The sequence below is a fragment of the Limobrevibacterium gyesilva genome (assembly GCF_025989185.1).
Taxonomy (GTDB): Bacteria; Pseudomonadota; Alphaproteobacteria; order Acetobacterales; family Acetobacteraceae; genus Limobrevibacterium; species Limobrevibacterium gyesilva.
This window is the reverse complement of record NZ_JAPDNT010000001.1, coordinates 551,143-574,984: the sequence shown is the minus strand read 5'-3', so window position 1 is coordinate 574,984 and position 23,842 is coordinate 551,143. Positions and strand designations below refer to the sequence as shown.

19 protein-coding genes and 1 tRNA gene are annotated in these 23,842 nt (G+C 66.5%); 12 read left to right on the top strand and 8 right to left on the bottom strand.

Annotation, left to right across the window (positions count from 1 at the left end):
* The first annotated feature begins 1 nt into the window (after position 1).
* Positions 2-832 carry a carbohydrate ABC transporter permease gene (locus OL599_RS02790; RefSeq protein ID WP_264712068.1) on the top strand — a complete coding sequence of 277 codons (831 nt, stop codon included), beginning with the start codon at positions 2-4 and terminating at the stop codon, positions 830-832.
* A 17-nt stretch (positions 833-849) separates the two neighbouring features.
* Here the strand turns inward: OL599_RS02790 and OL599_RS02785 are convergent, their stop codons facing one another.
* Complete coding sequence (locus tag OL599_RS02785) at positions 850-2,076, bottom strand: metal-dependent hydrolase family protein (RefSeq protein ID WP_264712067.1); 1,227 nt, start codon at positions 2,074-2,076, stop codon at positions 850-852.
* 162 nt (positions 2,077-2,238) lie between these two features.
* Here OL599_RS02785 and OL599_RS02780 point away from each other — a divergent pair, with 162 nt between their 5' ends.
* The 4 genes from OL599_RS02780 to OL599_RS02765 all read left to right on the top strand — a co-directional run bounded on the left by OL599_RS02780 (position 2,239) and on the right by OL599_RS02765 (position 6,650).
* A complete protein-coding gene (locus tag OL599_RS02780; RefSeq protein ID WP_347403177.1) occupies positions 2,239-3,279 on the top strand; it encodes an amino acid ABC transporter substrate-binding protein in 1,041 nt (346 codons plus the stop codon).
* Between the two features lie 222 nt (positions 3,280-3,501).
* Positions 3,502-4,713: an amino acid ABC transporter permease gene (locus tag OL599_RS02775; protein WP_264712066.1), complete on the top strand. Its 1,212-nt coding sequence runs from the start codon at positions 3,502-3,504 to the stop codon at positions 4,711-4,713.
* Between the two features lie 3 nt (positions 4,714-4,716).
* The gene (locus OL599_RS02770) at positions 4,717-5,856 is read left to right on the top strand and encodes an amino acid ABC transporter permease (RefSeq protein WP_264712065.1); all 1,140 of its coding nucleotides are present in this window, start codon (positions 4,717-4,719) and stop codon (positions 5,854-5,856) included.
* 14 nt (positions 5,857-5,870) lie between these two features.
* Positions 5,871-6,650, top strand: a complete 780-nt coding sequence (locus tag OL599_RS02765; RefSeq protein WP_264712064.1) for an amino acid ABC transporter ATP-binding protein — start codon at positions 5,871-5,873, stop codon at positions 6,648-6,650.
* Between the two features lie 130 nt (positions 6,651-6,780).
* Here OL599_RS02765 and OL599_RS02760 read toward each other — a convergent pair whose 3' ends face one another.
* Together OL599_RS02760 and OL599_RS02755 are read right to left on the bottom strand one after the other, a co-directional pair.
* Entirely contained in the window at positions 6,781-8,235 is a 1,455-nt protein-coding gene (locus OL599_RS02760; protein WP_264712063.1) for a GntP family permease, read from the bottom strand.
* Between the two features lie 3 nt (positions 8,236-8,238).
* Complete coding sequence (locus OL599_RS02755; protein WP_264712062.1) at positions 8,239-9,258, bottom strand: patatin-like phospholipase family protein; 1,020 nt, start codon at positions 9,256-9,258, stop codon at positions 8,239-8,241.
* A 127-nt stretch (positions 9,259-9,385) separates the two neighbouring features.
* Here OL599_RS02755 and OL599_RS02750 point away from each other — a divergent pair, with 127 nt between their 5' ends.
* Positions 9,386-10,060, top strand: a complete 675-nt coding sequence (locus tag OL599_RS02750; RefSeq protein ID WP_264712061.1) for a hypothetical protein — start codon at positions 9,386-9,388, stop codon at positions 10,058-10,060.
* Positions 10,057-11,805: a metallophosphoesterase family protein gene (locus OL599_RS02745; protein ID WP_264712060.1), complete on the top strand. Its 1,749-nt coding sequence runs from the start codon at positions 10,057-10,059 to the stop codon at positions 11,803-11,805. Before OL599_RS02750 ends, OL599_RS02745 begins: the two co-directional genes overlap by 4 nt.
* A gap of 2 nt (positions 11,806-11,807) precedes the next feature.
* Here OL599_RS02745 and OL599_RS02740 read toward each other — a convergent pair whose 3' ends face one another.
* Positions 11,808-12,851 (bottom strand): AI-2E family transporter, encoded by a 1,044-nt coding sequence (locus OL599_RS02740; protein WP_264712059.1) that lies wholly within the window; start codon positions 12,849-12,851, stop codon positions 11,808-11,810.
* 357 nt (positions 12,852-13,208) lie between these two features.
* Here OL599_RS02740 and OL599_RS02735 point away from each other — a divergent pair, with 357 nt between their 5' ends.
* The 4 genes from OL599_RS02735 to OL599_RS02720 all read left to right on the top strand — a co-directional run bounded on the left by OL599_RS02735 (position 13,209) and on the right by OL599_RS02720 (position 18,344).
* Complete coding sequence (locus tag OL599_RS02735) at positions 13,209-13,460, top strand: hypothetical protein (RefSeq protein ID WP_264712058.1); 252 nt, start codon at positions 13,209-13,211, stop codon at positions 13,458-13,460.
* A 190-nt stretch (positions 13,461-13,650) separates the two neighbouring features.
* Complete coding sequence (locus OL599_RS02730) at positions 13,651-14,214, top strand: HdeD family acid-resistance protein (RefSeq protein ID WP_264712057.1); 564 nt, start codon at positions 13,651-13,653, stop codon at positions 14,212-14,214.
* A gap of 126 nt (positions 14,215-14,340) precedes the next feature.
* Entirely contained in the window at positions 14,341-15,309 is a 969-nt protein-coding gene (locus OL599_RS02725; protein WP_264712056.1) for an efflux RND transporter periplasmic adaptor subunit, read from the top strand.
* On the top strand, positions 15,309-18,344 hold the full coding sequence (locus OL599_RS02720) for an efflux RND transporter permease subunit (RefSeq protein WP_264712055.1): 3,036 nt from the start codon (positions 15,309-15,311) through the stop codon (positions 18,342-18,344). The genes OL599_RS02725 and OL599_RS02720 overlap by 1 nt, the downstream gene beginning before the upstream one ends.
* Positions 18,345-18,403: 59 nt before the next feature.
* Here the strand turns inward: OL599_RS02720 and OL599_RS02715 are convergent.
* Positions 18,404-18,484 (bottom strand) — tRNA-Leu (locus OL599_RS02715).
* 105 nt (positions 18,485-18,589) lie between these two features.
* Positions 18,590-19,504 (bottom strand): NAD(P)-dependent oxidoreductase, encoded by a 915-nt coding sequence (locus OL599_RS02710; protein WP_264712054.1) that lies wholly within the window; start codon positions 19,502-19,504, stop codon positions 18,590-18,592.
* A 103-nt stretch (positions 19,505-19,607) separates the two neighbouring features.
* On the opposite strand from OL599_RS02710, the gene OL599_RS02705 reads away from it, so the two are divergent.
* Positions 19,608-20,369, top strand: coding sequence for a S1C family serine protease (locus OL599_RS02705; protein WP_264712053.1), 762 nt, complete (start codon positions 19,608-19,610; stop codon positions 20,367-20,369).
* Positions 20,370-20,406: 37 nt separating this feature from the next.
* Here the strand turns inward: OL599_RS02705 and ggt are convergent, their stop codons facing one another.
* Together ggt and OL599_RS02695 are read right to left on the bottom strand one after the other, a co-directional pair.
* The gene (gene ggt, locus OL599_RS02700; RefSeq protein WP_264712052.1) at positions 20,407-22,002 is read right to left on the bottom strand and encodes a gamma-glutamyltransferase; all 1,596 of its coding nucleotides are present in this window, start codon (positions 22,000-22,002) and stop codon (positions 20,407-20,409) included.
* An 11-nt stretch (positions 22,003-22,013) separates the two neighbouring features.
* On the bottom strand, positions 22,014-23,795 hold the full coding sequence (locus OL599_RS02695; RefSeq protein WP_264712051.1) for a S9 family peptidase: 1,782 nt from the start codon (positions 23,793-23,795) through the stop codon (positions 22,014-22,016).
* Between the last annotated feature and the right edge of the window lie 47 nt (positions 23,796-23,842).

Sequence of the window (23,842 nt, the reverse complement as noted above, 5' to 3'; positions counted from 1 at the left end):
GATGGTCGAGCGTGGCGAACGGGCCAAGCACGGCCTGATCCAGCTGCTGTTGGCGATCAACGCGGTGGTGATGCTGTATCCGCTGGTCGTCATGGTGCTGTCGGCGTTCAAGTCGAACGCCGAGCTGTTCGCATCGCCCTTTGCCTTGCCTGAGAGCTTCGCGTTCACCAACGCCGCGCGGGTGTGGAACGAGACCAGCTTCGTCCGCTATCTGCTGAACTCGACGCTCGTCACCGCGGCCGCGATCGCGGGCATCCTGGTGTTCGGCACCATGGCCGCCTATGCCATCGCGCGCTATCCGTTCCCGGGCCGGTCGGCGGTGTTCCTGTTCTTCCTGTCCGGGCTGATGGTGCCGCTGAAGCTCGCGATCATTCCGTTGTTCATCCAGCTCGGCGCCATGGGGCTGATCGACACGCGCGCCGGGCTGGTGCTGGTCTACATCGCCATGGGCCTGCCGTCGGCGGTGTTCATCATGACCGGCTTCCTGCGCACGCTGCCGGGCGAGCTCGAAGAATCCGCGCGCATCGAAGGAGCGAGCGAGGCGCGGGTGATGCTGTCGATCATGCTGCCGCTGGCGCGCCCGGCGCTGGTGATCACGGGGATCCAGAACGCGGTGCCGATCTGGAACGACTTCTTCTTCCCCCTGGTGTTCATCACGACTGACGCGCTGAAGACCCTGCCGCAGGGGCTCACGGTGTTCATGGGCGAATACAACACCGACTGGGGCGTGCTGTTCGCGGGGCTGACGCTGGCGGCGCTGCCGATCACGCTGGTCTATATCGTGCTGTCGCGGCAGTTCATTGCCGGGATGACGCAGGGAGCCATCAAGTAGCTCCCTGCGCCGCCTCTTCATCCGGCCGTACGATGCACCACACCCGCCTTCACCACCGTGCGGATATGCCGCTCCGGCATGGACAGGATGGAGACGTCATCGAGCGGGTTGCCATCGACCACCAGCAGGTCGGCGATCGCGCCCGGCGTCACCACGCCCAGCCGTCCCTGCATGCCGATCAGCTTCGCGGCGATGGTGGTGGCGCTGGCCAGGATCTCGCGGCTCGGCAGCACGCGGGCGCGAATGGCGAATTCCTCGCTCTGGCGCACATGCGTCTCGCCCAGCAGGTCGCTGCCATAGGCCATGGTGACGCCGGCCTCGCGCAGGATCGACAGGCTTTCGAAGCCGGCGCTGCGCACGCCCTCGATCTTGGCGATGGAGGCCGGCGGCAGGCCGAGCTTCGGCCCGTCGCTGGCCAGCGCCTCGTAGGTCACGAGCGTCGGCACCGCCACACAGCCGGCCTCGGCCGCCAGCTTCGCGGTGGGCGCGTCGATCCGGTTGCAATGCTCCAGGCTGTGCACGCCGCAGCGCACGGCCCGCGCGATCGCCTCGGCGGTGTAGAGATGCGCGGACACATAGGTCTGCGCGTCCGCCGCCTCCTGCACCACGGCGGTAATTTCGTCGACGGAATAACCATGCCAGGCGATCGGGTCGGTCGGGCTGGCGACGCCGCCATTGGCCATGATCTTGATGAAGGCGGCCCCTTCGCGCAGCTCCTGGCGGGCGGCGCGGCGCACCTCGTCCACGCCGTCGGCCACACGGCCGAGGGCGCCGAAATTGCGCGCCCAGCGGCTGGCGTCGTGCCAGTCGTGGCGCGGCCGCAGGTCGACATGGCCACCGGTTTTGGACAGCGCCTTGCCGCACACGATCAGCCGCGGGCCGACCGCCAGACCCTGCTCCACAGCCTCGGCCAATGAGAACGGGGCGCCGCCGACGTCGCGCACCGTGGTGAAGCCGCGGTCCAGCATGCCCTTCATGATCGGCAGGCTGCGCAACACGGCGGTCGCGTCCGGCAACTGCGCGTTGGCGCCCAGGTTCATCATGCTGGCGACCACATGCACGTGGCAGTCGATCAGTCCGGGCACCAGCGTGCGACCCTTCAGGTCCAGCACCAGCCGGTCCGGGGCCGCGATGGGGCGGGCCGCGAGGTCGCGGATCACGCCGTCCTCGACGAGCACGTGGCCCTCGACAGGTTCGGCCATGGTGGCGTCGACGATGCGGGCGTTGGTGAACAGGATCTGCATGTGCTGGTGCCGTGGTCTGATGGTTGTCCGGGCAGGCTAACAGGCGGCGGGCCCGGGGCAAGCGGCGGCGCGGATCGGGACGGGGCCATTGATCTCGGGGCGGCGGCGAAGCATTGTCACGGCTTCGGGCGGGGCGGAACCCGCCGAAGAGAGGGAGACTCCATGATGATACGACCGACCTCCGCAGGGGCCGGGTTCCTGTTCGCAGGCGTCCTGCTCGCCGTCTCCGCGACCGCGGCGCTTGCTCAGGGTACCGGGTCCGCCACGCTCGATGCCGTTGCCAAGCGCGGCCAGCTGGTGTGCGGCGTTGCCGGCTCGACGGCCGGCTTCTCGCTGCCGGACAGCCAGGGCGTGATGCGCGGAATCGACGCCGACAGCTGCCGCGCCGTCGCCGCTGCGGCCCTTGGCGACGCCGGCAAGATCCGTTTCGTTCCCACCACGACGACCAACCGCTTCACGGCGTTGCAGTCGGGCGAGGTGGACATGCTGTACCGCTCGACCACCTGGACCCTCGGCCGCGAGGGCAACCTGGGCGGCCTGTTCGCCAGCATCAACTTCTATGACGGCACGGGCTTCCTGGTGAAGAAGGCCACCAACGTGAAGTCGGTGAAGGAGATGGACGGCGCCACCATCTGCGTGCAGCCGGGCACCAGCACCGAACTCGCCATCGCCGACTATTTCCGGGTGAACAACCTGAAATTCACGCCGATCCTGATCCAGGACCTCGCGGAGATCCAGAACGCCTATCTGTCTGGCCGCTGCGATGCCTATTCGACCGACGCGTCGGCCCTGGCGGCATTCCGCTTCCAGCAGGGTGACAAGGCGACCGACCACGTGCTGCTGCCTGAGATCATCAGCAAGGAGCCGCTCGGCGCGATGGTGCGCAAGGGCGACGACAAGTGGTTCGACCTGGTCCGCTGGACCTATTTCGCCACCCTGATCGCCGAGGAATACGGCATCACCAGCAAGAACGTCGATACGTTCATGTCCAGCAACATCCCGGAGATCCGGCGTCTGCTGGGCCTGGAAGGCGACATGGGCAAGGCGCTCGGCGTCGACAACAAGTGGGCCTACAACGTCATCAAGCAGGTCGGCAACGCCGGCGAGATCTGGGACCGCAACATCACCCCGATGGGCATCCCCCGCGGCATCAACAACCTGTGGAACAAGGGCGGCCTGCAATACGCGCCCCCCATGCGCTGATCACGGATGCGCTGAAATCGCCGCCTAGACGGGCCTGAAGGGCCGCCCCGGGATGCCGGGGCGGCCTTTTTCTTTGTTATCGCCCGTTTCACGGGATTGATCTGTCGTGAAGGTTTGACGCAGAGTGATCGCTTCAGGGCTGCATCTGCCGCAGCGCTGGCGGCCTGCTTATTGCTTGGTCGCGCCAGCCTGAACGAGAACTCAAGGGGCCAAACCCGAACGATGTCCGGATCCACCACCGACCCCCGCCAGATCGGCGCACGCAGGCCGCCCAGCAAAGGCATGACGCTGAGCTGGAGCGACCCGAGATTGCGCAGCATCGTCTGGCAGGTGGTCATCATCGGCGCGGTGGGGATGATCGGCTGGTACCTGGTGTCGAACACCTCGCAGAACCTGGCGGCGCGGCGCATCGCCACCGGCTTCGACTTCCTTGGCCGCGTGGCCGGCATCCCGATCGGCGAATCCCTGATCCCCTACGACCCCGCCATTCACACCTATGGCCGCGCCATGTGGATCGGCGTGCTGAACACGCTGAAGGTCGCTGTCGTCGGCATCGTGCTGGCGACCTTCCTGGGCACGGTGATCGGCGTCGCGCGGCTGTCGAAGAACTGGCTGTTGGCCAAGCTGACCGCCACTTATGTCGAAGTGGTGCGCGACATCCCGCTGCTGCTGCAACTGCTGTTCTGGTACGTATTGCTGCAGAACCTGCCGGCGCCGCGCCAGGCCTTCAACCCCGCCACCGGCGTGTTCCTGTCCAACCGCGGCATCAAGGTGCCGCTGCTCGAATGGGACCCGGCTTATTGGTGGATGCTGGCCGCCTTCGTGCTGGGCTGGATCGGCACCATCGCCTGGTCGCGCGCGGCCCATCGGCGGCAGGAGGCAACCGGCATCCGCCCGCGCGTCTGGCCCGTCGGCCTGGGCCTGATGATCGCCTTTCCCCTGCTGGTCTGGGCGGCGCTGGGGAGCCCCTTCAAGCCGGAAATACCCGTCCTGCGCGGCTTCAATTTCCAGGGCGGCGGCACCGTCAGCCCGGAATACGGCGCGCTGACGCTGGGCCTCGTGCTCTACACCGCCGCGTATATCGCCGAGATCGTGCGGTCCGGCATCCTGGCCGTGCCGATCGGGCAGTGGGAGGCCGCCGGCGCGCTGGGCCTGCGCCATGGCACGATCCTGCGCCAGATCGTGCTGCCGCAGTCGCTGCGCGTGATCATCCCGCCGATGACCAGCCAGTACCTGAACCTCACCAAGAACAGCTCGCTGGCGGTCGCCATCGGTTATCAGGACGTGGTGTCGATCGCCAACACCACGCTGAACCAGACCGGCCAGGCCATTGAAGGGATCGCCCTGATCATGGTGGTCTACCTGACCATCAGCCTGTCGATCAGCCTGTTCATGAACTGGTACAACGCCCGCATCGCCCTGGTGGAGCGCTGATCCATGAGCACGACCACCACCACCCATGCCGCCGTACCCGAGCGCGAACGGCCGCCGGCCATGGTCTATGGCCCGATCGCCTGGGCGCGCGCCAACCTGTTCAACTCCTGGTGGTCCACCGCCGTCACGCTGGCGCTGATCTACCTGCTCGTGAAATGGGCCGTCGGCTTCATCGACTGGGCCTTCGTCAACGCCGTCTGGACGGTACCCACCACGCCGCAGGGCACGCTCGACCCCACGCCCTGCCGCAACGCCAAGGAGATCGGCGCCTGCTGGGCCGTGATCGGCGACAAGTATCGCTTCATCCTGTTCGGCCGCTATCCGTACGACGAGCAGTGGCGGCCGGCCATCTGCATCGTGCTGTTCATCGCGCTCTACGTCATGTCCGCCATGCGGCGGTTCTGGCGCAAGGAACTGGCGCTGATCTGGATCGCGATGCTGACCGTGATCGGCGTGCTGATGTGGGGCGGCGTGCTCGGCATGCCCTACGTGCCGCAGGACACCTGGGGCGGCCTGCCGATCACCTTGATTCTGGCCACGTTCGGCCTGGCCTTCGCCTTCCCGCTGGCGATCCTCGTCGCGCTCGGCCGCCGGTCCACCAAGCTGCCGGCAGTGAGGATGCTCTGCGTGGTCTACGTGGAGCTGATCCGCGGCGTGCCGTTGATCAGCCTGCTGTTCATGGCCAGCGTGATGTTCCCGTTGTTCATGCCCGTGGGCATGAATCCGGACAAGCTGTTGCGCGCGCAGGTCGCCATCATCCTGTTCGCCGCCGCCTATCTGGCCGAGGTGGTGCGCGGCGGACTGCAGGCGCTGCCGAAAGGCCAGTACGAGGCCGCCGACGCGCTGGGCCTGTCCTACTGGCAGAAGACCGGCCTGATCATCATGCCGCAGGCGCTGCGCCTCGTGATCCCGCCGCTGGTGAACACCTTCATCGGCTTCTTCAAGGACACGTCGCTGGTGCTGATCATCGGCATCTTCGATCTGCTCACCTCGGGGAAAGTGGCGCTGGCGGAGCCGATCTGGCAGGGCTACAGCTCCGAGGTCTACATCGTATTGGCCATCATCTACTTCATCTTCTGCTGGTGCATGGCGCGCTACAGCCGCGGGCTGGAACAGGAATTCAGCCGGGCCGCCCGGCGCTGAGGGGAAAACGAGTCATGAGCGAAGCCGCCGAACTGTCTCGTGCCGCAAGCATCGAAGCGCCCGCCATTGTGCTGGACAAGGTGAACAAGTGGTACGGCACCCTGCACGTGCTGCGCGACGTCAGCATGACGGTGGCGCAGAAGGAGCGCGTTGTCGTCTGCGGACCGTCCGGGTCCGGCAAGTCCACGATGATCCGCTGCATCAACCGGCTTGAGAGCCATCAGGAAGGGCGCATCCTCGTCGACGGCACCGAGCTCACCGACGACCTGCGCGCGCTGGACACGATTCGCCGCGAGGTTGGCATGGTGTTCCAGTCGTTCAACCTGTTCCCGCACCTGACCATTCTCGAGAACTGCACGCTGGCGCCGATCTGGGTACGCAAGATGCCCAAGAACGATGCCGAGGAACTGGCGATGAACTACCTGACCCGGGTGAAGATCCCCGAGCAGGCGAAGAAATACCCAGGGCAGCTCTCCGGCGGCCAGCAGCAGCGCGTGGCGATCGCGCGCGCGCTGTGCATGAAACCGAAGATCATGCTGTTCGACGAACCGACCTCGGCACTCGATCCCGAAATGATCAAGGAAGTGCTGGACACCATGATCGAGCTGGCGGAGTCCGGCATGACCATGGTCTGCGTCACCCACGAAATGGGCTTTGCCCGCCGGGTGGCCGACCGCGTGGTGTTCATGGACCGCGGCGAAATCGTCGAAAGCGGCACCCCCGTCCGCATGTTCGAGGACCCCCAAACCGACCGCCTGAAACTGTTCCTGTCGCAGATCCTGCGCGGGCACTAGCACGCTGCGGAAATGCGGGCCGCTCGCAGCGGATGATCCGCTGGCGCCAGTGCCTCGGGGCTCAGATCGCTGAACAGCGGCCCGGTCTGCTCGTCAATATCCGACGTGCACTCGTCGCCGCGATCGGCCTTCAGAACGAGCCGAGAGTCGAACCCAGGATGATCACGGCCACCAGCGCAACCATGGCGCCGACGATTCCGACCATGACGATGTCGCGATAGCTTTCGCGGTGGGTCGCCCCGCAAACTGCAAGCAGAGTAACGACGGCGCCGTTGTGCGGCAGGCTGTCGAGTGTCCCCGATCCGATGACGGCGACGCGATGCAGGAGGGCGGGATCCAGGCCGATATTGGCCGCGCGCGCCATATAGGTGCTGCCGAGCGCATCGAGCGCGATCGTCAGGCCGCCCGACGCCGAGCCGGTGAGCGCGGCCAATACGTTCGTCGACACAGCCAGCGACGCAAGCGGCCCGCCGCCGATGCCGAGCACCCACTCGCGCACGACGCCAAAGGCAGGCATCGCGGCAACCACCGCGCCGAAGCCGACCAGGCTCGCCACGCTCACAGCCGGCAGGACCGACGCATTGGCGCCGGCATCCATTGTCTCGCGGAACGCGGGCAGCCGCCGGTAGTTGAGTGCGACAGCCATCGCGATCGCGCAGGCGAGCGCCGTGACAACCGCCCAGACGCCGCCGACGGCGGACAGGGACGTGCCGCCCCAACGAGGTTCCGCCAGGAAGCCGACATCGAGTGAAGGCAGGATCACCAGGGACATGCTGAGATTTACGATCATGACCACGGCGAGCGGCAGCGCGGCCCAGAAGATGGGCGGCGGGGACTCCGCGGGGCGACCATGGACGATCTCGGCCGGGTCGAACTCGCGTCCGGTCGTCGCGCGCTCGCGCAACATCTCGTCCTCGGCAACACGTTTCGCTGATAAGGGTTCGCCTTCGCCGAAACCTTCGCTCGCCTTGCGCGCCGCGTTCTCCTCGCGGCGCAGCCACCATAAGCCGAAGCCGAGCATGATGGCCGAGGCCAGGATGCCGAGGCCGGGGGCAGCAAAGGGCGTCGTGCCGAAAAAGGGCATCGGGATGGCGTTCTGGATCGACGGCGTGCCGGGCAGCGCCGACATCGTGAATGTCGATGTTCCGAGCACGATCGTTGCCGGCATCAGGCGCCGGGGGATCCCGGCCGACCGGAACATCGCCTGCGCCATCGGCACGAGCACGAAGAAGGCTACGAAGAGGCTGACGCCGCCATAGGTGACCAGGGCGCCAGCGAGCACCACGGCCAGAACGGCACGCCGCTCTCCGAGCCTTTGCATCATGAAACCTGCAATGGCGGACACCGCCCCGCTGTCCTCCATCAGCTTGCCGAAGAGTGCGCCAAGGAGGAACAACGGAAAGAACTGTCCGAGGAAGCGCGCGGCGCTGCCCATGAAGGTCTGTGTCCAGTGGGCCAAGAGCGGCTCGCCGCTGAAGAGCGCGGCGACAAGCGCCGCGATTGGCGCGAGGAGAAGAACGCTCCAGCCCCGGAACGCAAGCCATATGAGGAGACCAAGGCCGACCAGGATGCCGATGAGTCCCATCGATCAAACCCCTTCCAGCAGCGCATCGAGATCGAACGACGAGCGCCGGCCGAGATCTTCGTCATGGGCCGCCAGGAACGCGTCGGCTGCCTTGCGCCCCTCGTCCCTTAGCATGGTCAGGAAAGCCCACTCCGCATTGAGTTTTGACGAGTACCCGAGGTCGAGCATGGCGTCGCTCGCCACTCGGTGTATCCGCATGGCGGCCCAGCGCGCGCCCTCATCTTCCGCGGGACGGGCCATCTTACGCAGCAGCGCGATCATCCTGAGCTCCTTCAGGAGCACGGCGTTGAACGAAACCTCGTTGAGCCGATCGAGGATGTCCCGCGCGGAGCGGGGCGTGCCGGGGCGTTCGACGGGGTTGATCTGCACGAGGATCGTGTCCTCTGAGGCGCAGTCGCGCACCAGCGGGGTGATGGTCGGATTGCCGGAATAGCCGCCATCCCAATAGGGTTCACCGTCAATCTCGACCGCCTGGAACATGGTCGGCAGGCAGGCGGAAGCGAGCAGAACATCGGGTGTAACATCACTGTTGCGGAACACGCGGCCCCGGCCGGTGCGGACATTCGTCGCTGTGACGAAGAGTTTTATGGTGCTCTCGCCCAGCCGGCTGAAATCTACCGTCTCGGCCAGAATGGATTGCAACGGGTTGGCGCCCATCGGGTTCAGTTCGTAGGGCGACACGACGCGTGCCATCATGTCCATCGCCACGAAAAGCGGCGAGTGATCGAGCGTCCAGCGGCCAAGCAGCACGTCGAGCGGTCCGCGCTGGAACGGACTGAAGAGCGCCGCCCGCGACACCTTCCACCAGAATGTTTCCAGTGCAGCGCGAGCGCCCGCGGCGCCGCCGTCGAGATAGCCATGCACCAGAACCGCGGCATTCATGGCGCCGGCCGACGTGCCGGAAATGCCGTCGATGCGAAGCCATGGTTCTTCGAGAAGCCGGTCGAGCACGCCCCAGGTGAACGCGCCGTGGGAGCCGCCACCCTGAAGCGCCAGGTCGATCAGAAGTGCATCCCGGTTCATGGCGTTGGGTCCAGTGCCGCTAAGGTGTCACAATCCGCCTTGCTCCGGATCCCTCGACTGGCCGGGGCGGCAAAGCGGATAGGCCGCCGCCCGATGCCGCACCGAGGCGAGAAACGATCACGGTCATATGAGCGAGCGGGACGCGGGTATTGGGTCCGAAGCAGGACGTCGCGACGATATCAAGATTCTGAATGTCGACCACAACGATCTCGGCCGCGAACAAGATGATAGCGGTGACGTGAACCCCGCGCATGGCGGTTGCTTTTTTGAGACCGGAAGGGTGGATGGCGAACTCGGGGCGCTACCGCTTACGCGCGTCGCTTCGCGCCGAGGGCATCATGACACCAACGACGAAGATGCTCGCGACCATTGTCGCAGCGGCGCCGCCGAGCGCGATCAGCCCGATGATCACATTGATGATGCCAAGTGTGGCGATCCAATCCCTTTTGGCGCACAGTCGTCCGAGTTTCGATGCGTCTCCAAAGGATTGCCGGGTCTCAGTCCTGTTGGTGATGGGCTCGGGCTCGACGATTTTCCCTGGGCAGCCGTCCACGCACAAAATGCCGACGAGGACGATTCTGCAAGAAGACGGTGTGATGCCCCGTTTTTGGCAACATGCCCGAACGCCGGTATACGGTCGTATATCGCGCCCAAGCACCAAACTCGCGAGATGTCGTACTGCATGTATTCTCGGCTGCAGGACACTGACGGCGTTGACGAGATGGATCACGAGCGATCTCTCGCGATCGAGACAGGATCAAATCGCTTCCATGCCGATGGGTCCGGCCGGCGTATCCCATGATGACACCGCTTCTCGATCCACGCCGCGGCGACATCGGCGACGATGCGTCGAGCACCAAGGCACGCTCCCTGCTTGCCATCGCCGGCACCCTGCTCGCCGAAGTCAGCATCCCGAAGCTCACGGTCGCGTTCACGCTTCTCGTATTGGTGCCCGGCGTGGTGCTTGGGCTTGTTCCGCTCGTCGCGTCCGCCTGGATCGGGATGCTGCCGCGCACGACGTACGACCTGTTCGTCGGTATCTGGTCGTTTCTACTTGTCCTTGCGATTCTTGCGGCGGGCTGGATCGGGGGCCGGCCCGCCTTGCGTGCGGGCGAGCGTAACTTCTGGGCGCTCAACGCGCTCGCCGTGCAGCCCCTCTATGCACTGTGCCGTGAGGGGCTGCGGCACTTGATGGACTTTCATGTGTCGCAGACGGCAGAGGCCGCACGCCGGGCGCGCCTGCGCGCCGCCGCGTCCCTCGCAGCTGGCGTCATCGCGTGCGGCATCGCCCTGTTGGCGGTCGCATTTGCCTGGCCGCACACACGATGGATCGGACAGGCCGCAGACATCGTGGCGCCGCATCGGCTCGTGGTCCCCGCGTTGGCAAATGCGGTCGTTCTCATGGGCGCTTATCTGGCGGGGGCCGCACTCGCCTGGGGGCTGGCAGACGCCTCCATGGACCAGGCCTTCGACCTCGTGGCCTTCGATCCGCCGCCGCCGGGCGGTCGCCAGTGGCGGATCGCGCATCTTTCGGACCTTCATGTGGTCGGCGAGCGCTACGGCTTCCGGATCGAGAGCGGGCGCGCCGGCCCTCGGGGCAACGACCGGCTGGAACGTGCCATGTCGCGGCTGGCGGAAGTGCATGCTGTGGCACCGCTCGATCTCGTCCTGGTTACCGGAGACATGACCGATTCAGGCCGACCGGCGGAATGGGCGGAGTTCCTGGACATTGTCGCCCGGTATCCGCTCCTCGCCAAGCGGATGCTGATCCTGCCCGGTAACCACGATGTCAACGTCGTGGACAAGGCAAATCCCGCGAGGCTCGACCTGCCGGGGAGCCCGGGCAAGCGGCTGCGCCAGATGCGGGCGCTTTCGGCAATCGCGGAAGTGCAGGGCGAGAGGGTCCGTCTCGTCGATCCCGCCACTGGTCGCCTCGGGAAGACGCTGTCGGAGGCGCTTGCGCCGCATCGTCAGGAAATCGTCGCCTTTGCTGACGCCGGCGGCCTCCGGCACGCCATCAGGTTGCGGCGTGTCTGGGACGCGGCCTTCCCGATGGTACTGCCGCCCGAGGCCGAGGACGGGCTTGGCACTCTCCTGCTCAATTCGAACGCCGAGACCCATTTCTCGTTCACCAACGCCCTTGGCCTGATTCCAGTCGAGCAGGCGCGCGCCGTCGCAGCCGTGATCCACCAGTTTCCCCGCGCATGTTGGATCGTGGCGCTCCACCACCACCTCGTGGAATATCCGAAGCCCGCAAAGGCCTTTTCGGAGCGAATCGGCACGGCGCTGATCAACGGGACGTGGTTCGTGCGCCAGTTCCGGCCGCTCGGCAGGCGCGTCGTGGCGATGCACGGTCATCGGCACATCGACTGGATCGGCGGCTGCGGCGATCTGCGTATCATCTCGGCGCCGTCACCCGTCATGGGCGCTGTTGGTGACGCGGAGAGCCACTTCCACGTCCACTCCTTCGCGGCCGGCGCCGATGGGCTGCTGTGCCTGTCTGCGGCGGAACGGATCACAATTCCGGGCGCTCCCGCCGCGCGCTGAGTCTATCCGCCGGTCTCCGTCGATGCGCGGGGAGAGCCGCCGAGCAGGCCAGCCAGCCAGCGGCTCGAAGGATGCTGCGCGCAGAAAGTGATCACGGCGATGACGATCGGCACGCCGATGAAGGCGCCGAACAGTCCCCACAGGAAGGCCCACAGCAATACCGCGAACAACACGACGAAGGGCGAGATCGAAAGCACCCGACCGGCGACCCGGGGTTCGATATAGCTGCCGACCAGGAATTGGATGGCGTTGAGGCACAGAAAGATCCCCAGCGCGTCCTGCCACGTCTCGAACTGCGCGATGGCGAAAAGAGTCGGAAGGACGGTAGCGAAGAAGGGACCGATGAACGGGATATAGTTCAGGGCGAACGCGATGACGCCCCATTCGGCGGCGAACTGGAGCCCGGTCAGCCGGGCAAAGAGCCAGACGAGTACACCTGTGATGACGCTCATCACAGTCCTTACCAGCATATACTTGCGAAGCTTGATTGCCGTCTGCGTGGCCCCATCCATCAGGACCCGTGCGTCTATCGGACTCTCGATGGCGCGGATCCTCCGCGCCATATCGTCTACCTCGGCGAGACCGATGAGCACGTAGACGAGGACAACGAGCCAGAAGCTCGTTGCGGTGTTGACGCGGCCCGTGATCTCCTGCGCCGCGCGCATCAGCCACCCGACGTTGAAATGTTCGGCCCACGGGGCGGCAACGGCGACGCCGTGCCCTTCGAGCCATGCCATGACCTGGTCATAAACAGCTTGGAACTGTGCCGAGTTGCCGACAAGCCATCGCCCCACCCGCCCAAACCCCCAGACGATCAGGGAACCGAAGGCGAGGAAGACGGACACGATAACGGCAACGCTGACGGCAAGCGCGAGCAGCTTCGGCAGCCAGGACTGAAGCCAGCGGTGCAACGGCCATACGAGGGCAATGATCAAGAGGGCAAACGCCACCGGGGCGAAGACCGAACTTGCCTGGTGGAGCGCAGCCGCCAGGGCCACGACCATGAGCAGACCGACCATGGTCTTGAGGCCGCGGTCCGCCGTCATGCGATGACGTCCTCCGTGTTGCTGCAGACGATCGACGCCGCGTCGTCGCTTGCATGGTCGTCAGTCCCCGTGGGCTCCGGCAAGCGGGAAACCAGCCTGTTATCGGGCTTTGCCTGTGATTCGGCGTAGAAGGCCGGCTGTTCGGGACGTTTGGTACGGGGCGAGTTGTACTAGCAGGCGGCGGGCATTCGCTACCAGATCGGCATTGAGTTGATTCTCTTTTTCATGGCGAGGGAGACATGCTGGCGAGGGGCAAGGACGAACGGCCCACTCTATTGCCCGCCGCAAGGCTGAGTATGGTTCACGCAGCGAGAAGCGCAGCAGCACGATACACACCACCACCGCCGGCCCACCGACATGGCGGGCGGTATCTCATCTTCGTTCACGCAGACAAACGTCAAGCTGCCTTGCACGGTTCTGTGCAGCTTTCCGATTATACCGGCGGTCGCCACGTCGAACGGCATCCCGGTGCTGTTCATGCCGATGACCTTAATCAGCTTCCTCCTTGTACATCTCGGCATAGTTCTGGAATTCTCTACCCACGTCCGCCGCCGCGAACGCTGCGAACCGACCGGACCAAAAGTAGGTACGTGGATCATGGGGCCGTAGCGGAGCGCCGGCAGGCGGCGTGTCGAATATCAGGCGCACACGGAGATTTGCAGTGCGATGAGGCCGATATACGGAGCGATCGGAGCGGCGGCCTGCGTCGCCGTCGTGGTAGGATAACATAATGCACTGGCCGGCAGCCGGTAGGTGCGAAACAGTTCATCTGCAACCTGACGGGTGCTCCTGCGTCGCCATGCAGATCCGGGACTCACACGAGTTGCTATTGAGCAAATGGCCCTGGTTTCTGCTGCTCGGCGTCGTCCTGATCCTGTGCGGCGTACTGGCCGTGATGCTGCCCGTCCTCTCCACCATTGCGGTCAGCTCCGTGCTCGGCGTCGTGCTCTCCATCGCCGGCGTCGTGAAAATAATCGAGGCACTGCAGGTCAAGGAATGGGCGGGGTCCACCTGGCATCTCCTGATCGGGGCGGTTGAGGTGGTGGGCGGGATCCTGATCTATCTCAATCCGCTGAAGGGCGCGCTTGCGGTCACGCTGTTGATCGGCATTGTCTTCCTGATTCAGGGCGTCATGCAGATCGCGCTCGCCTTCCGGGTGAAGCCGCAGTCCGGATGGGGCTGGCTGCTCATCGCAGGGCTGGTCGCCTTGGGTGTCTGCGCAGCGATGACGATGAAATTACGCTACACGAGTTTCTATACACCCGGGACCATGGCCGGGGTCGCGTTGCTGGTTGGCGGCTGTGCCTATGTCGCGATCGCCCTTGCGAACCGCCGGGCCCGGCGGACGCCGCGTCCGGCCTGAGAGATGCCCTTGAGACAACATAGTCCGATCACGATCACATTGTGCTTCCTGGGCGCCTTGATTGGGCTGGCGGCGTGCAAACCCGCCACCACTGTCGACGCCCCAATCCCTCGGCCCGTCCGGACCGTGACCACCACGAAGACCGATACAGGCGAGTCCATCGTGCTTACGGGGCACATCCAGGCCGAGGACGAAGCATCGATGGCCTTTCGGATCAGCGGGCGGATGATCGAACGGCGTGTCAATGTCGGCGATCGTGTCGAAGCGGGACAGGTGCTGGCGAAGCTGGACCCGCAGGACGAGGTGAATGCCTTTCGTTCGGCGGACGCTGCCATCGCGGCGGCGCGCGCTGCGCTACGTCAGGCCCGGGCGGAATATGAGCGCCAGAGGACGCTGCTGGCGCAGGGCCATACGCCCCGCAGGCAATACGAGATCGCCGAGCGAGCGCTGAGCACCGCGCAATCGCAGGTCGATGATGCGGAAGCGCAACTCAAGATTGCCGGCGATCGTGTCGGCCACACGATTCTGATGGCAGACGCCCCGGGGACGGTGACGGCACGGGGCGCGGAGCCAGGTGAGGTGGTGCAGGCAGGGCAGATGATCCTCCAGGTCGCCCGCGAGGGCGGACGCGATGCGGTTTTCGATGTGCCTGCGCAGTTGCTGCGTTCCGTGCCAGCCAACCCGACGATTGCGGTCACGCTGGCCGATGACCCCAGCGTCAACGCGACCGGGCGGGTACGAGAGGTCGCGCCGCAGGCCGACCCCGTCACACGGACCTTCCTGGTACGGGTCGGCCTGACTGATCCTCCGGCGGTCATGCGCCTCGGTTCGACGGTCAATGGCAGCGTCGAGCTGGAATCCACACCGGTCATTGCAGTTCCCGCAAGCGCGCTGACCGCGTCCAACAATCAGCCTGCCGTGTGGATCGTCGACCCGTCAGCGCTCACCGTTTCGCTGAGGAATGTCGAGGTGCTGCGGTTCGATCCGAGCATGGTGGTCGTGGACCACGGACTCGACGTTGGCGACATCGTGGTGACCGCCGGCGCACAGGCGCTGCATCCCGGCCAGAAAGTGCGCCTCCTGGGGCCGTCGTAGTGGGCTTCAATCTTTCGGATTGGGCGCTTCGGCACCGCCCGTTCGTGGTCTATTGCATGATCGTCGCGGTCATTGCCGGCATCACCTCGTTCACGCGCCTTGGGCGCAACGAGGATCCTGCCTTTGTGATCAAGACGATGATTGTGCAGGCCGCCTGGCCCGGAGCCAACCTGAACGACACACTGCTCCAGGTGACCGAGCGTCTGGAACGCACGCTTCAGGAGATCCCGAGCCTCGACTTCCTGCGCAGCTACACGACACCAGGCCAGACGACCATTTTCGTCAACCTGAAGCAGGAGACCACGGCCCGCGAAGTCCCGGACATCTGGTATCACGTCCGCAAAAGCATCGGCGACATGCGCCATACGCTGCCGCAGGGTGTGATCGGCCCCGGCTTCAACGACGAGTTCGGCGAAACGTTTGGGATCATCTACGGGTTCGTCGCCGATGGGTTCACCCATCGGGAGCTGCGCGACAAGGTGGAGGACATACGCTCCCGGCTTCTGCAGGTGCCCGACGTGTCGAAGATTGAGATCCTCGGGGCGCAGGACGAGCGCATCTTCGTGGAATTCTCGATCCAGGAGCTGGCGACACTCGGAATCGACCGGGCGACCCTGCTCTCGGCGCTGCAGGCGCAGAATATCGTCAGCCCGGCCGGGACGATCTTGACCGGCAATGAAAGGTTGTTGCTGCGCGTCACCGGCGCCTTCAATTCCGAGCAGGACCTTCTCGCCGTCAACTTCGTCGCCAACGGCCGCCTGATCCGCCTTCGCGACATTGCCCAGGTGCATCGCGGCTTCGTGGATCCGCCGCAGCCTTTGTTCCGTGTGAACGGACATCCGGCGATCGGCCTGGCCATCGCAATGCGGGAAGGGGGCGACATCCTTGCCCTCGGCCGCAATCTCAAGCGCGCAGTCCGCGAGATCACCGCCGACCTTCCGGTCGGCATCGAGCCGATCCTGGTTGCCAACCAGTCCGACGTTGTCGACGAGGCCATCAGCGAGTTCACCGAGTCGCTGTGGCAGGCGATTGCTATCATCATGGCGGTGAGCTTCATCAGCCTCGGAGTCCGGGCGGGCACCGTCGTCGCGCTCTCCATCCCGCTCACGCTCGCCATCACCTTCCCGATCATGGAGTTCTTCGGGATCGACTTGCAGCGCATCTCACTGGGCGCGCTGATCATCGCCCTGGCGCTGCTCGTCGACGACGCAATGACCACGATCGACGTCATGACCACCCGGCTCTCCCTGGGCGACAGCAAGGAGGCGGCGGCCACTTTCGCCTACCGTACCCTCGCCTTCGCCATGCTGACCGGGAGTTTCGTCACCGCCGCGGGCTTCGTTCCGATCGGGTTCGCGAGGAGCTCGGCGGGCGAATACACGTTTTCCATCTTCGCCGTCGTCGGCATCACGCTGATCGTCTCCTGGCTCGTTGCCGTTGTCTTCATGCCCCTGCTTGGCGTGGCGCTGCTGAAGCCCAAGCCGTTGGGCGAGCCTGGCCGGCTCATGACTGCGTTCCGCTCGGTCCTGGTGGGGGCCATGCGGTTGCGCTGGATCACCATCGGGATCACGCTTGCCTGCTTCGTAGCGGCCATCCTGGCGCTGCCGCTGGTGCCGCGGCAGTTCTTCCCGGCATCGGACCGGCCCGATCTTCTGGTGGACCTCAGGCTGCCGCAAAACGCGTCCATCTATGCCAGCGAACAGGCTGCCGTTCGGCTGGACGGGATCCTGCGCAACGACCCCGACGTGGCGCGCTGGAGCACCTATATCGGGCGCGGCGCCATCAGGTTCTATCTGCCGCTGTCCGTCGAGTTGCCGAACGACTTCTTCACACAAGCTGTGGTTGTCGCCAAGGACGTGCGCGCCCGGGAACGTCTGGAAGCGAAACTGGAACGGGCGCTCGCAGAGCAGTTCCCAGGTGCGGTCGGTCGCGTATCGCCGCTCGGCCTCGGTCCGCCGGTAGGGTGGCCGGTGCAGTACCGCGTCATCGGGCCGGATATCACCCAGGTACGCGAGATCGCGCTTCAGCTGGCGACACTGGTCGCGACGAATGCCGATGCGAGACGCGTGAACTTCGACTGGATGGAACCGGCGAGAATGGTCCGCGTTCGGATCGACCAGGACCAGGCGCGGCTCCTGGGCCTCAGCTCGCAGGCGCTTGCTTCCGTCATGAACACCGTGGTCACGGGCGTGCCGGTTACCCAGGTGCGTGACGATATCTACCTGGTCGACGTCGTCGCGCGGGCGACGGACGAGCAGCGCGTCTCGCTCGCCACACTTCGCACCCTGCAGGTTCCGCTACCCGGAGGGCGTACTGTTCCGCTCAGCCAGTTCGCCAGCTTCGATTTCGAGCAGGAGTACCCCCTGATTTGGCGGCGGGATCGTGTTCCGACCTTGACGGTGCAGGCCGATGTGGCCCCCGGCGCCCTGCCGGAAGGCGTTGTCGCGGCACTCGCGCCGGCGGTGGAGAAGCTGAACGCGAGCCTGCCGGCGCCATATCGGATCGACCTCGGCGGCACGGTCGAGGAGAGCGAGAAATCGCGAGCGTCCGTGTTCGCCGTGATCCCACTGATGCTGTTCCTGATGATCACTTTCCTGATGGTCCAGCTCCAGAGCTTCAACCGGCTGTTTCTCGTGCTGAGCGTCGTTCCTCTCGGGCTCATAGGGGTGATCGCGTCGCTTCTGCTTTTTGACCGGCCGCTCGGCTTTGTGGCCATCCTGGGCATTCTCTCCCTGTTCGGGATGATAGCCCGGAACGCAGTCATCCTGATCGAACAGGTGGAGGCGGAGCGGGCACAAGGCGTGCCACCCTGGGACGCGGTCATCGAAGCATCCGTCTCACGTTTTCGCCCGATCACGCTCACTGCCATTTCCACGGTGCTGGGCATGATTCCCATTGCGGTCACGATTTTCTGGGGACCGATGGCCTTTGCGGTCATGGGCGGGCTTCTGGTCGCGACCGCCCTTACGCTCATATTCCTGCCGGCCTTGTATGTCGCGTGGTTCAGGATCAAGCCGCACGAGGGCGAAACGTGAGCTGGGCCCGGAAAACTGAACCGTTCTGAGTGGATTATCCTTCCATTATTTCAATGGAATGCCCGCCGGGGGACTCGAACCCCCACGCCTTTCGGCTGCGGATTTTAAGTCCGCTGCGTCTACCGTTCCGCCAGGCGGGCGCCTGTCGAGAGGAAGGCCAGGGCTCCGTTGTCATCGCGCAAGCGGCGCAGCGGATAACCCTCAAATGACCGGAGGCGTCTGGAGCCCCCGGCCTTGTCGTCGCGTCACCCCACCCCTGACACCCGCCGCGCAATGTCCAGTGCCCGGCGCAGCAGGGTCTCACTCGCCTCCGGCGTCCGGAACGCGCTGTGCGCGGACAGGGTAACGCTGTCCAGCATCGTCAATGGATGCCCTGCCGGCAGCGGCTCTTCGTTGAACACATCGAGCGCCGCGTGGCCGATCCTTCCCTCCCGCAGCGCCGCGATCATCGCGGCCTCGTCCACCACGGCGCCGCGCGCAGTGTTCACGAGGATGACGCCCGGACGCAGCTTCGCCAGGCGATCAGCGCCGAGGAAACCGCGTGTCTCGTCGTTCAGCAGCAGATGCACGCTCAACACGTGGCTCTCGGCCAACAGCGTGTCCAGATCGACAAAGGCGACTCCAGGGGCGGTCTTCGGCGTGCGGTTCCAGGCCAGCACCCGCATGCCGGAGCCGCCGGCGATACGCGCCACTTCGCCGGCGATGCCCCCGAATCCCAACAGCCCGATGGTCTTGCCGGTGAGCTGCATGCCCTCGGTCCGCGGCCAGCCGCCGGCGCGCACACCGCGGTCCATCAGTGCCAGCCCACGCGCGGCCGCCCACATCAACGCAATCGCGTGCTCGGCCACGGCGATGTCGCCATAGCCCTTGATGATGTGAACGGTGATGCCGAGCTCGGCGAGCTCCTCGGGGCTCATGTAGCTGCGCGCGCCGGTGCCAAGGAAGATCACGTGCTTCAGCCGCTTGCACTGGCGCATCATGTCGGTGGGCATGTGGCTGTGGTCGTTCAGCACGAAGTCGTAGCCGCCGAGCAGCCCCGGCAGCTCCGGCGCGGTCACCAGTTCCTGCCGGTTCACCGCCACCGGCGGGTCGTCCGCGAGCTTCACCTTGTCGAAAACGTCCGCCAGCTCGTCACCCGCGTCGATGAACAGTCCCTGCATGCATACCCCCCGATTGCCTGCGGAGTCTGCGCGCCGGCGCGCGGGGCCGCAAGCCGGCAGCGGTGCGTTGACGCGCCGAGGGCCGCTGCCGCATGGTCGGCGCATGCGCCACCTGCTGTTGCTGTCTTTGCTGATCGCGTCGCCTGCGCTCGCGGCCAAGCCGCCGCCGCTGGGCGCCGACGAGGTCCCCGCGGCGCCAAGGCCGGCGCTTGCGCCGCGCACCACGGCGCGCCCCGCCGCCACCGGAACCGGCTTCGTCGTGGCCGACGGCCGGGCACTGACCAACGCCCATGTGGTCCATGGCTGCAGCCGCGTGGTCGCTCGCAACGCCGCCAACCGGACCGCGCCGGCACGGATCGACGCGACCGATCCGCGCCGCGATCTCGCCCTGCTGTCGGTCCCCGCCGGCTTCGGTCCGCCGCTGGCGTTTCGCGAGAGCCCGCCGGTGCGGCGCGGCGATACGGTCGTGACCTATGGGTTCCCGCTGGCCGGGCTGCTGTCCTCGGGCCCGACGCTGACATCGGGCGACATCAGCGCGCTGGCGGGCCTGCGCGACAATCCCCTGCATTTCCAGATCAGCGCCCCGGTGCAGCCCGGCAATTCCGGCGGACCACTGCTCGACGCCCAGGGCAATGTCGTCGGCGTCGTTACCTCGAAACTCAACGCCGCCCGCATCGCGCAGATGACCGGCGGCGACATTCCGCAGAACGTCAACTTCGCGGTGAAGGGCAGCGAGGCCGTGAGCTTCCTGGCCGAGAACGGCGTGCGCCCCCGCCTGTCCGCCAGCGCGGGTCCCGACCGCCGCACCGCCGAAATCGGCCAGGTGGCCGATCCCTCGACCATTTTCCTGCAATGCTTCCGTTGACCGGCGCCCCGCGCGAGGCGCCGGCCACGCTGAACGCTCAGTAGGCGCCCGCCCAGCCGTCCCGCCGCGGATCGGAACCGGCCATCCGCACGCCATTCGGCATCACCCGGATTGCCTGCATCGCGCATGGGCCCTCCAGATGGCCGACGCGCTTCAGCACGTGGCCGCGGCGTTCCAGCTCGGCCAGCAGGTCGTCGCCGAAATCGCTCTCGATGGTCAGCGCGTGGTCGCCGTCATGCGGCCAGTTGGCACCCTGGCCGGGCTGGCTGCTGGTCCAGCGCGGCAACTCCAGCGCCGTCTGCGGATCGGCGCCGAAATCCAGCATCGCCGTCAACACCTGCAGGTTCACCTGCACCTGGTTGTCCGCCCCGGGCGTTCCCAGCACGCCCCACAGCTTGCCGTCCTTCAGCACCATCGGCGCGTTCATGGTGTGGCGCACCCGCTTGCCCGGCTGCAACCGGTTGGCGTGCCCGGGCGCCAGGTGCCAATAGGCCATGCGGTTGTTCATCAGCACCCCGGTATCTCCCGCGGTCACGCCGGAACCGAAGGCGGAGTTGATGCTCTGGATGCCCGACACCGCATTGCCTTCGCCATCGACCACGCAGAAATAGGTGGTGTCGCCCACCGCCGCTGCCGCCTCCAGCGGGATGTCGGCGGCGCGGCCCATATCGATCCCGGCGGCCAGCTGGTCCGCGTACGCATCCGACAGCAGCCGGTCGAGCGGGATTGTCGCGAAATGCGGATCGGCGCCGTAGGTCTCGCGGTCCAGGAAGGCGCGCTTCTTGGCTTCCACCAGCACGTGCACGCGCTCGGCCGGCGACAGGCTCTGCAGGTCGAACCGCTCGACGATCTTCAGCATCTCCAGCATCGTGAAGCCGGTGGAGTTCGGCCCGGACTGGCGCACCTCCCAGCCGCGATAGGTGATGCCGATCGGCGCCTGCACCTCGGCCCTGCAGGCCGCGAGGTCGGCGGCGGTGATCAGCGATCCCGCCTCCTGCAGCCCCTTGGCCAGCCGCGCGGCCAGCCGCCCGCGATAGAAGCTCTCCGCTCCGTCCGCGGCGATCTCCTCCAGCGTGCGTGCAAGGTCCGGCTGCAGCACCAAGCCGGCCAGTTCCTTGCCCAGGAACACCCGCGCGCTGCGGGCATCGGCGGCCAGGCGGGCCTCGTTCTCGGTGGCGAAGTAGCAGTAGTTGTGCGTGGCCGCGAAGCCGCCCCGCGCCAGCGCGATCGCGGGCTCGGCCAGCGTCGCCCAGGGCAGGCGCCCGTGCGCCGCATGCATCGCCGCGATGCCGGCGAGAGAGCCCGGCACCGACACGCTCAGCTTCCCCACCGTCTCGATGCCGCCGCTGAACCGCTCGGGCGTGGCCGCCAGCGGCGCGGCGCCGGTGCCGTTGAACACCTCCGCCTCGCCGCTACCGCCCATGAACACGTGATAGAACCCGTCGCCGCCCAGCCCGGACATCATCGGCTCGACCACGCCGAGCGCGAGCGAAACCGCCACCGACGCGTCGATGGCATTGCCGCCGGCGCGCAGGATGTCCAGCCCCGCCTGGGTCGCCATCGGATGGTTGGCCCCGACCGCGCCACGGCGGCCCATGATCAGCGGGCGATGGCTTCTGGGGAAGGATTGCATGGCACGCGTCCTTACAGATGGGTCACGAAATGATCGGCGACGGCGGCGTAGACGCGAACGCGGTGGTCCGGCCGGATGAAGCCGTGGCCGGCATAGGTGAAGCGCTCGTAGCGCACCTGCTTCTGCCGCTGCTCCAGCGCCTGCACGATCTGGTCGCTCTCGTGCATGGGTACGCGCGGATCGCGGTCGCCATGCAGCACCAGCACCGGCGCCACCACGCGATCCACGTGATGGATCGGCGAGATCCTGCGGAACAGCGCGTCGTCGGTGCCGGGGAAGCCGTATTCGCGGGCGCGATGGTCGCGCCGCCAGGGCCCGGTGCGCTCCAGCAGCGTCACGAAATCGGCGATTCCGTAGTAGTTCACCGCGGCCTTCCACAACTCCGGCTGCAGCGTCACCGCCGCCAGCACCACCCAGCCGCCATAGGACTGGCCCATGATGCCGATGCGCTCCGGGTCGATGCTCGGCTGTGCCGCCAGCCACGCCCGCCCGGCCGCGAGGTCGGCCATGGCGTCCGGCCGCTTCCCCACCTCGTCGGCTTCCAGATAGGCGCGGCCATAGCCGGTGCTGCCGCGGATGTTCGGCATCAGCACCGCGAAGCCCTGCGACAGCAGCATCTGGATGTCGGCGCGGAAATTCGCCCGCGTCTGCGACGCCGGGCCGCCATGCACCCACACCACCGAGGGGAACCCGCCCGCCGGCGCCGGGCCGTGTGGCAGCGCGAACCAGCCGGGGATGCGCGTGCCGTCGAAGCTGGTCCATTCCACCAGCCGGGGCTCGATGAAGGTCGCGGGATCGATGCCGGCCTCTGCCAACGGGTCCGGGCGCACGAGTGGCCGGACGATGCCGGCCTGCCACAGCCAGATGCCCGGCGGCGCGCCCGGCCCCTGGGCGGTGAAGGCCAGGCGCACGCTGTCCGGCGACCAGGACAGGTCGGCGACGATGCCCACCGGCAGCCCGCCCACGGCCGGTCGGTCGGTGCCCAGCTCGCCCACGCGCAGCACGGCATAGCCGCGGTCGTTCTCGATCGTGGCCAGCGTCTTGCCGTCCGGCGACAGCGACCACGCCTCCACGTCACGGCCCTCCGGGGCGTAGATCGCCGTCGCGGCACCGGTGGCCGGATCGATCCGGCACAGCCGCATGAACGCGGCGTCCTGGTCTGTCAGCCCGTTTAGCGCCGTCCCGTCGCCGGTCCAGCGCACCGAGGCATAGCGGGCAGGGGAGGGGCGCTGCACCAGCGTCGCCGCCCCGGTCACGACATCCAGAATCCACAGGCGCTGGTCGGTGCTGCTGTGGTCCTCGATCACCGCCAGCCGCGTGCCGTCCGGGCTCCAGCTCGGCACCGTCAGGATGCCCGGCCCCTCCAGCAGCCGCACGCGGGCGCCGGTGGCAAGCTCCATCAGGCAGATGTCGTGGAAACGCTCGTCGCGATCGTTGCAGGCGAACGCGATGCGCGCGCCATCGACCGACCACGCCCCGAAATCATGGATCACGTCCGGCGCGTCGGTGATCTGCAGGGGTTCGCTGCCGGGCGCCAGCAGCACGAATTGCTGGCGCTCGTCGCCGCCGGCATCGACGCCCCAGATCAGCCGGTCATCGGCCGGGCAACGGCGCAGGAAGGCGACTTTCTCATCATGGAAACTCAATTGCCGCGGATTGCTGCCATCGGCATCCATCGCCCAGACCTGCGGCAGCCCCGCGCCACGCAGATGGAATAGCGTCCGCCCGTCCTTCGAGAAGCTCGGCGACGTGGCGGCGCTGATACGGACCCAGGCGTCGGTAGCGATCGGCATGCGGTTGTTCCCCTTCGTTCGGCCGGGCAGCATATCCTCCGTGGACG

Excerpts from the sequence above, each read along its gene's own strand:
- OL599_RS02790 (WP_264712068.1), top strand. The coding sequence starts at position 2 with ATGGTCGAGCGTGGCGAACGGGCCAAGCACGGCCTGATCCAGCTGCTG.
- OL599_RS02785 (WP_264712067.1), bottom strand. The coding sequence starts at position 2,076 with ATGCAGATCCTGTTCACCAACGCCCGCATCGTCGACGCCACCATGGCC.
- OL599_RS02780 (WP_347403177.1), top strand. The coding sequence starts at position 2,239 with ATGATGATACGACCGACCTCCGCAGGGGCCGGGTTCCTGTTCGCAGGC.
- OL599_RS02775 (WP_264712066.1), top strand. The coding sequence starts at position 3,502 with ATGTCCGGATCCACCACCGACCCCCGCCAGATCGGCGCACGCAGGCCG.
- OL599_RS02770 (WP_264712065.1), top strand. The coding sequence starts at position 4,717 with ATGAGCACGACCACCACCACCCATGCCGCCGTACCCGAGCGCGAACGG.
- OL599_RS02765 (WP_264712064.1), top strand. The coding sequence starts at position 5,871 with ATGAGCGAAGCCGCCGAACTGTCTCGTGCCGCAAGCATCGAAGCGCCC.
- OL599_RS02760 (WP_264712063.1), bottom strand. The coding sequence starts at position 8,235 with ATGGGACTCATCGGCATCCTGGTCGGCCTTGGTCTCCTCATATGGCTT.
- OL599_RS02755 (WP_264712062.1), bottom strand. The coding sequence starts at position 9,258 with ATGAACCGGGATGCACTTCTGATCGACCTGGCGCTTCAGGGTGGCGGC.
- OL599_RS02750 (WP_264712061.1), top strand. The coding sequence starts at position 9,386 with ATGAGCGAGCGGGACGCGGGTATTGGGTCCGAAGCAGGACGTCGCGAC.
- OL599_RS02745 (WP_264712060.1), top strand. The coding sequence starts at position 10,057 with ATGATGACACCGCTTCTCGATCCACGCCGCGGCGACATCGGCGACGAT.
- OL599_RS02740 (WP_264712059.1), bottom strand. The coding sequence starts at position 12,851 with ATGACGGCGGACCGCGGCCTCAAGACCATGGTCGGTCTGCTCATGGTC.
- OL599_RS02735 (WP_264712058.1), top strand. The coding sequence starts at position 13,209 with ATGGCGGGCGGTATCTCATCTTCGTTCACGCAGACAAACGTCAAGCTG.
- OL599_RS02730 (WP_264712057.1), top strand. The coding sequence starts at position 13,651 with ATGCAGATCCGGGACTCACACGAGTTGCTATTGAGCAAATGGCCCTGG.
- OL599_RS02710 (WP_264712054.1), bottom strand. The coding sequence starts at position 19,504 with ATGCAGGGACTGTTCATCGACGCGGGTGACGAGCTGGCGGACGTTTTC.
- OL599_RS02705 (WP_264712053.1), top strand. The coding sequence starts at position 19,608 with ATGCGCCACCTGCTGTTGCTGTCTTTGCTGATCGCGTCGCCTGCGCTC.
- ggt (WP_264712052.1), bottom strand. The coding sequence starts at position 22,002 with ATGCAATCCTTCCCCAGAAGCCATCGCCCGCTGATCATGGGCCGCCGT.
- OL599_RS02695 (WP_264712051.1), bottom strand. The coding sequence starts at position 23,795 with ATGCCGATCGCTACCGACGCCTGGGTCCGTATCAGCGCCGCCACGTCG.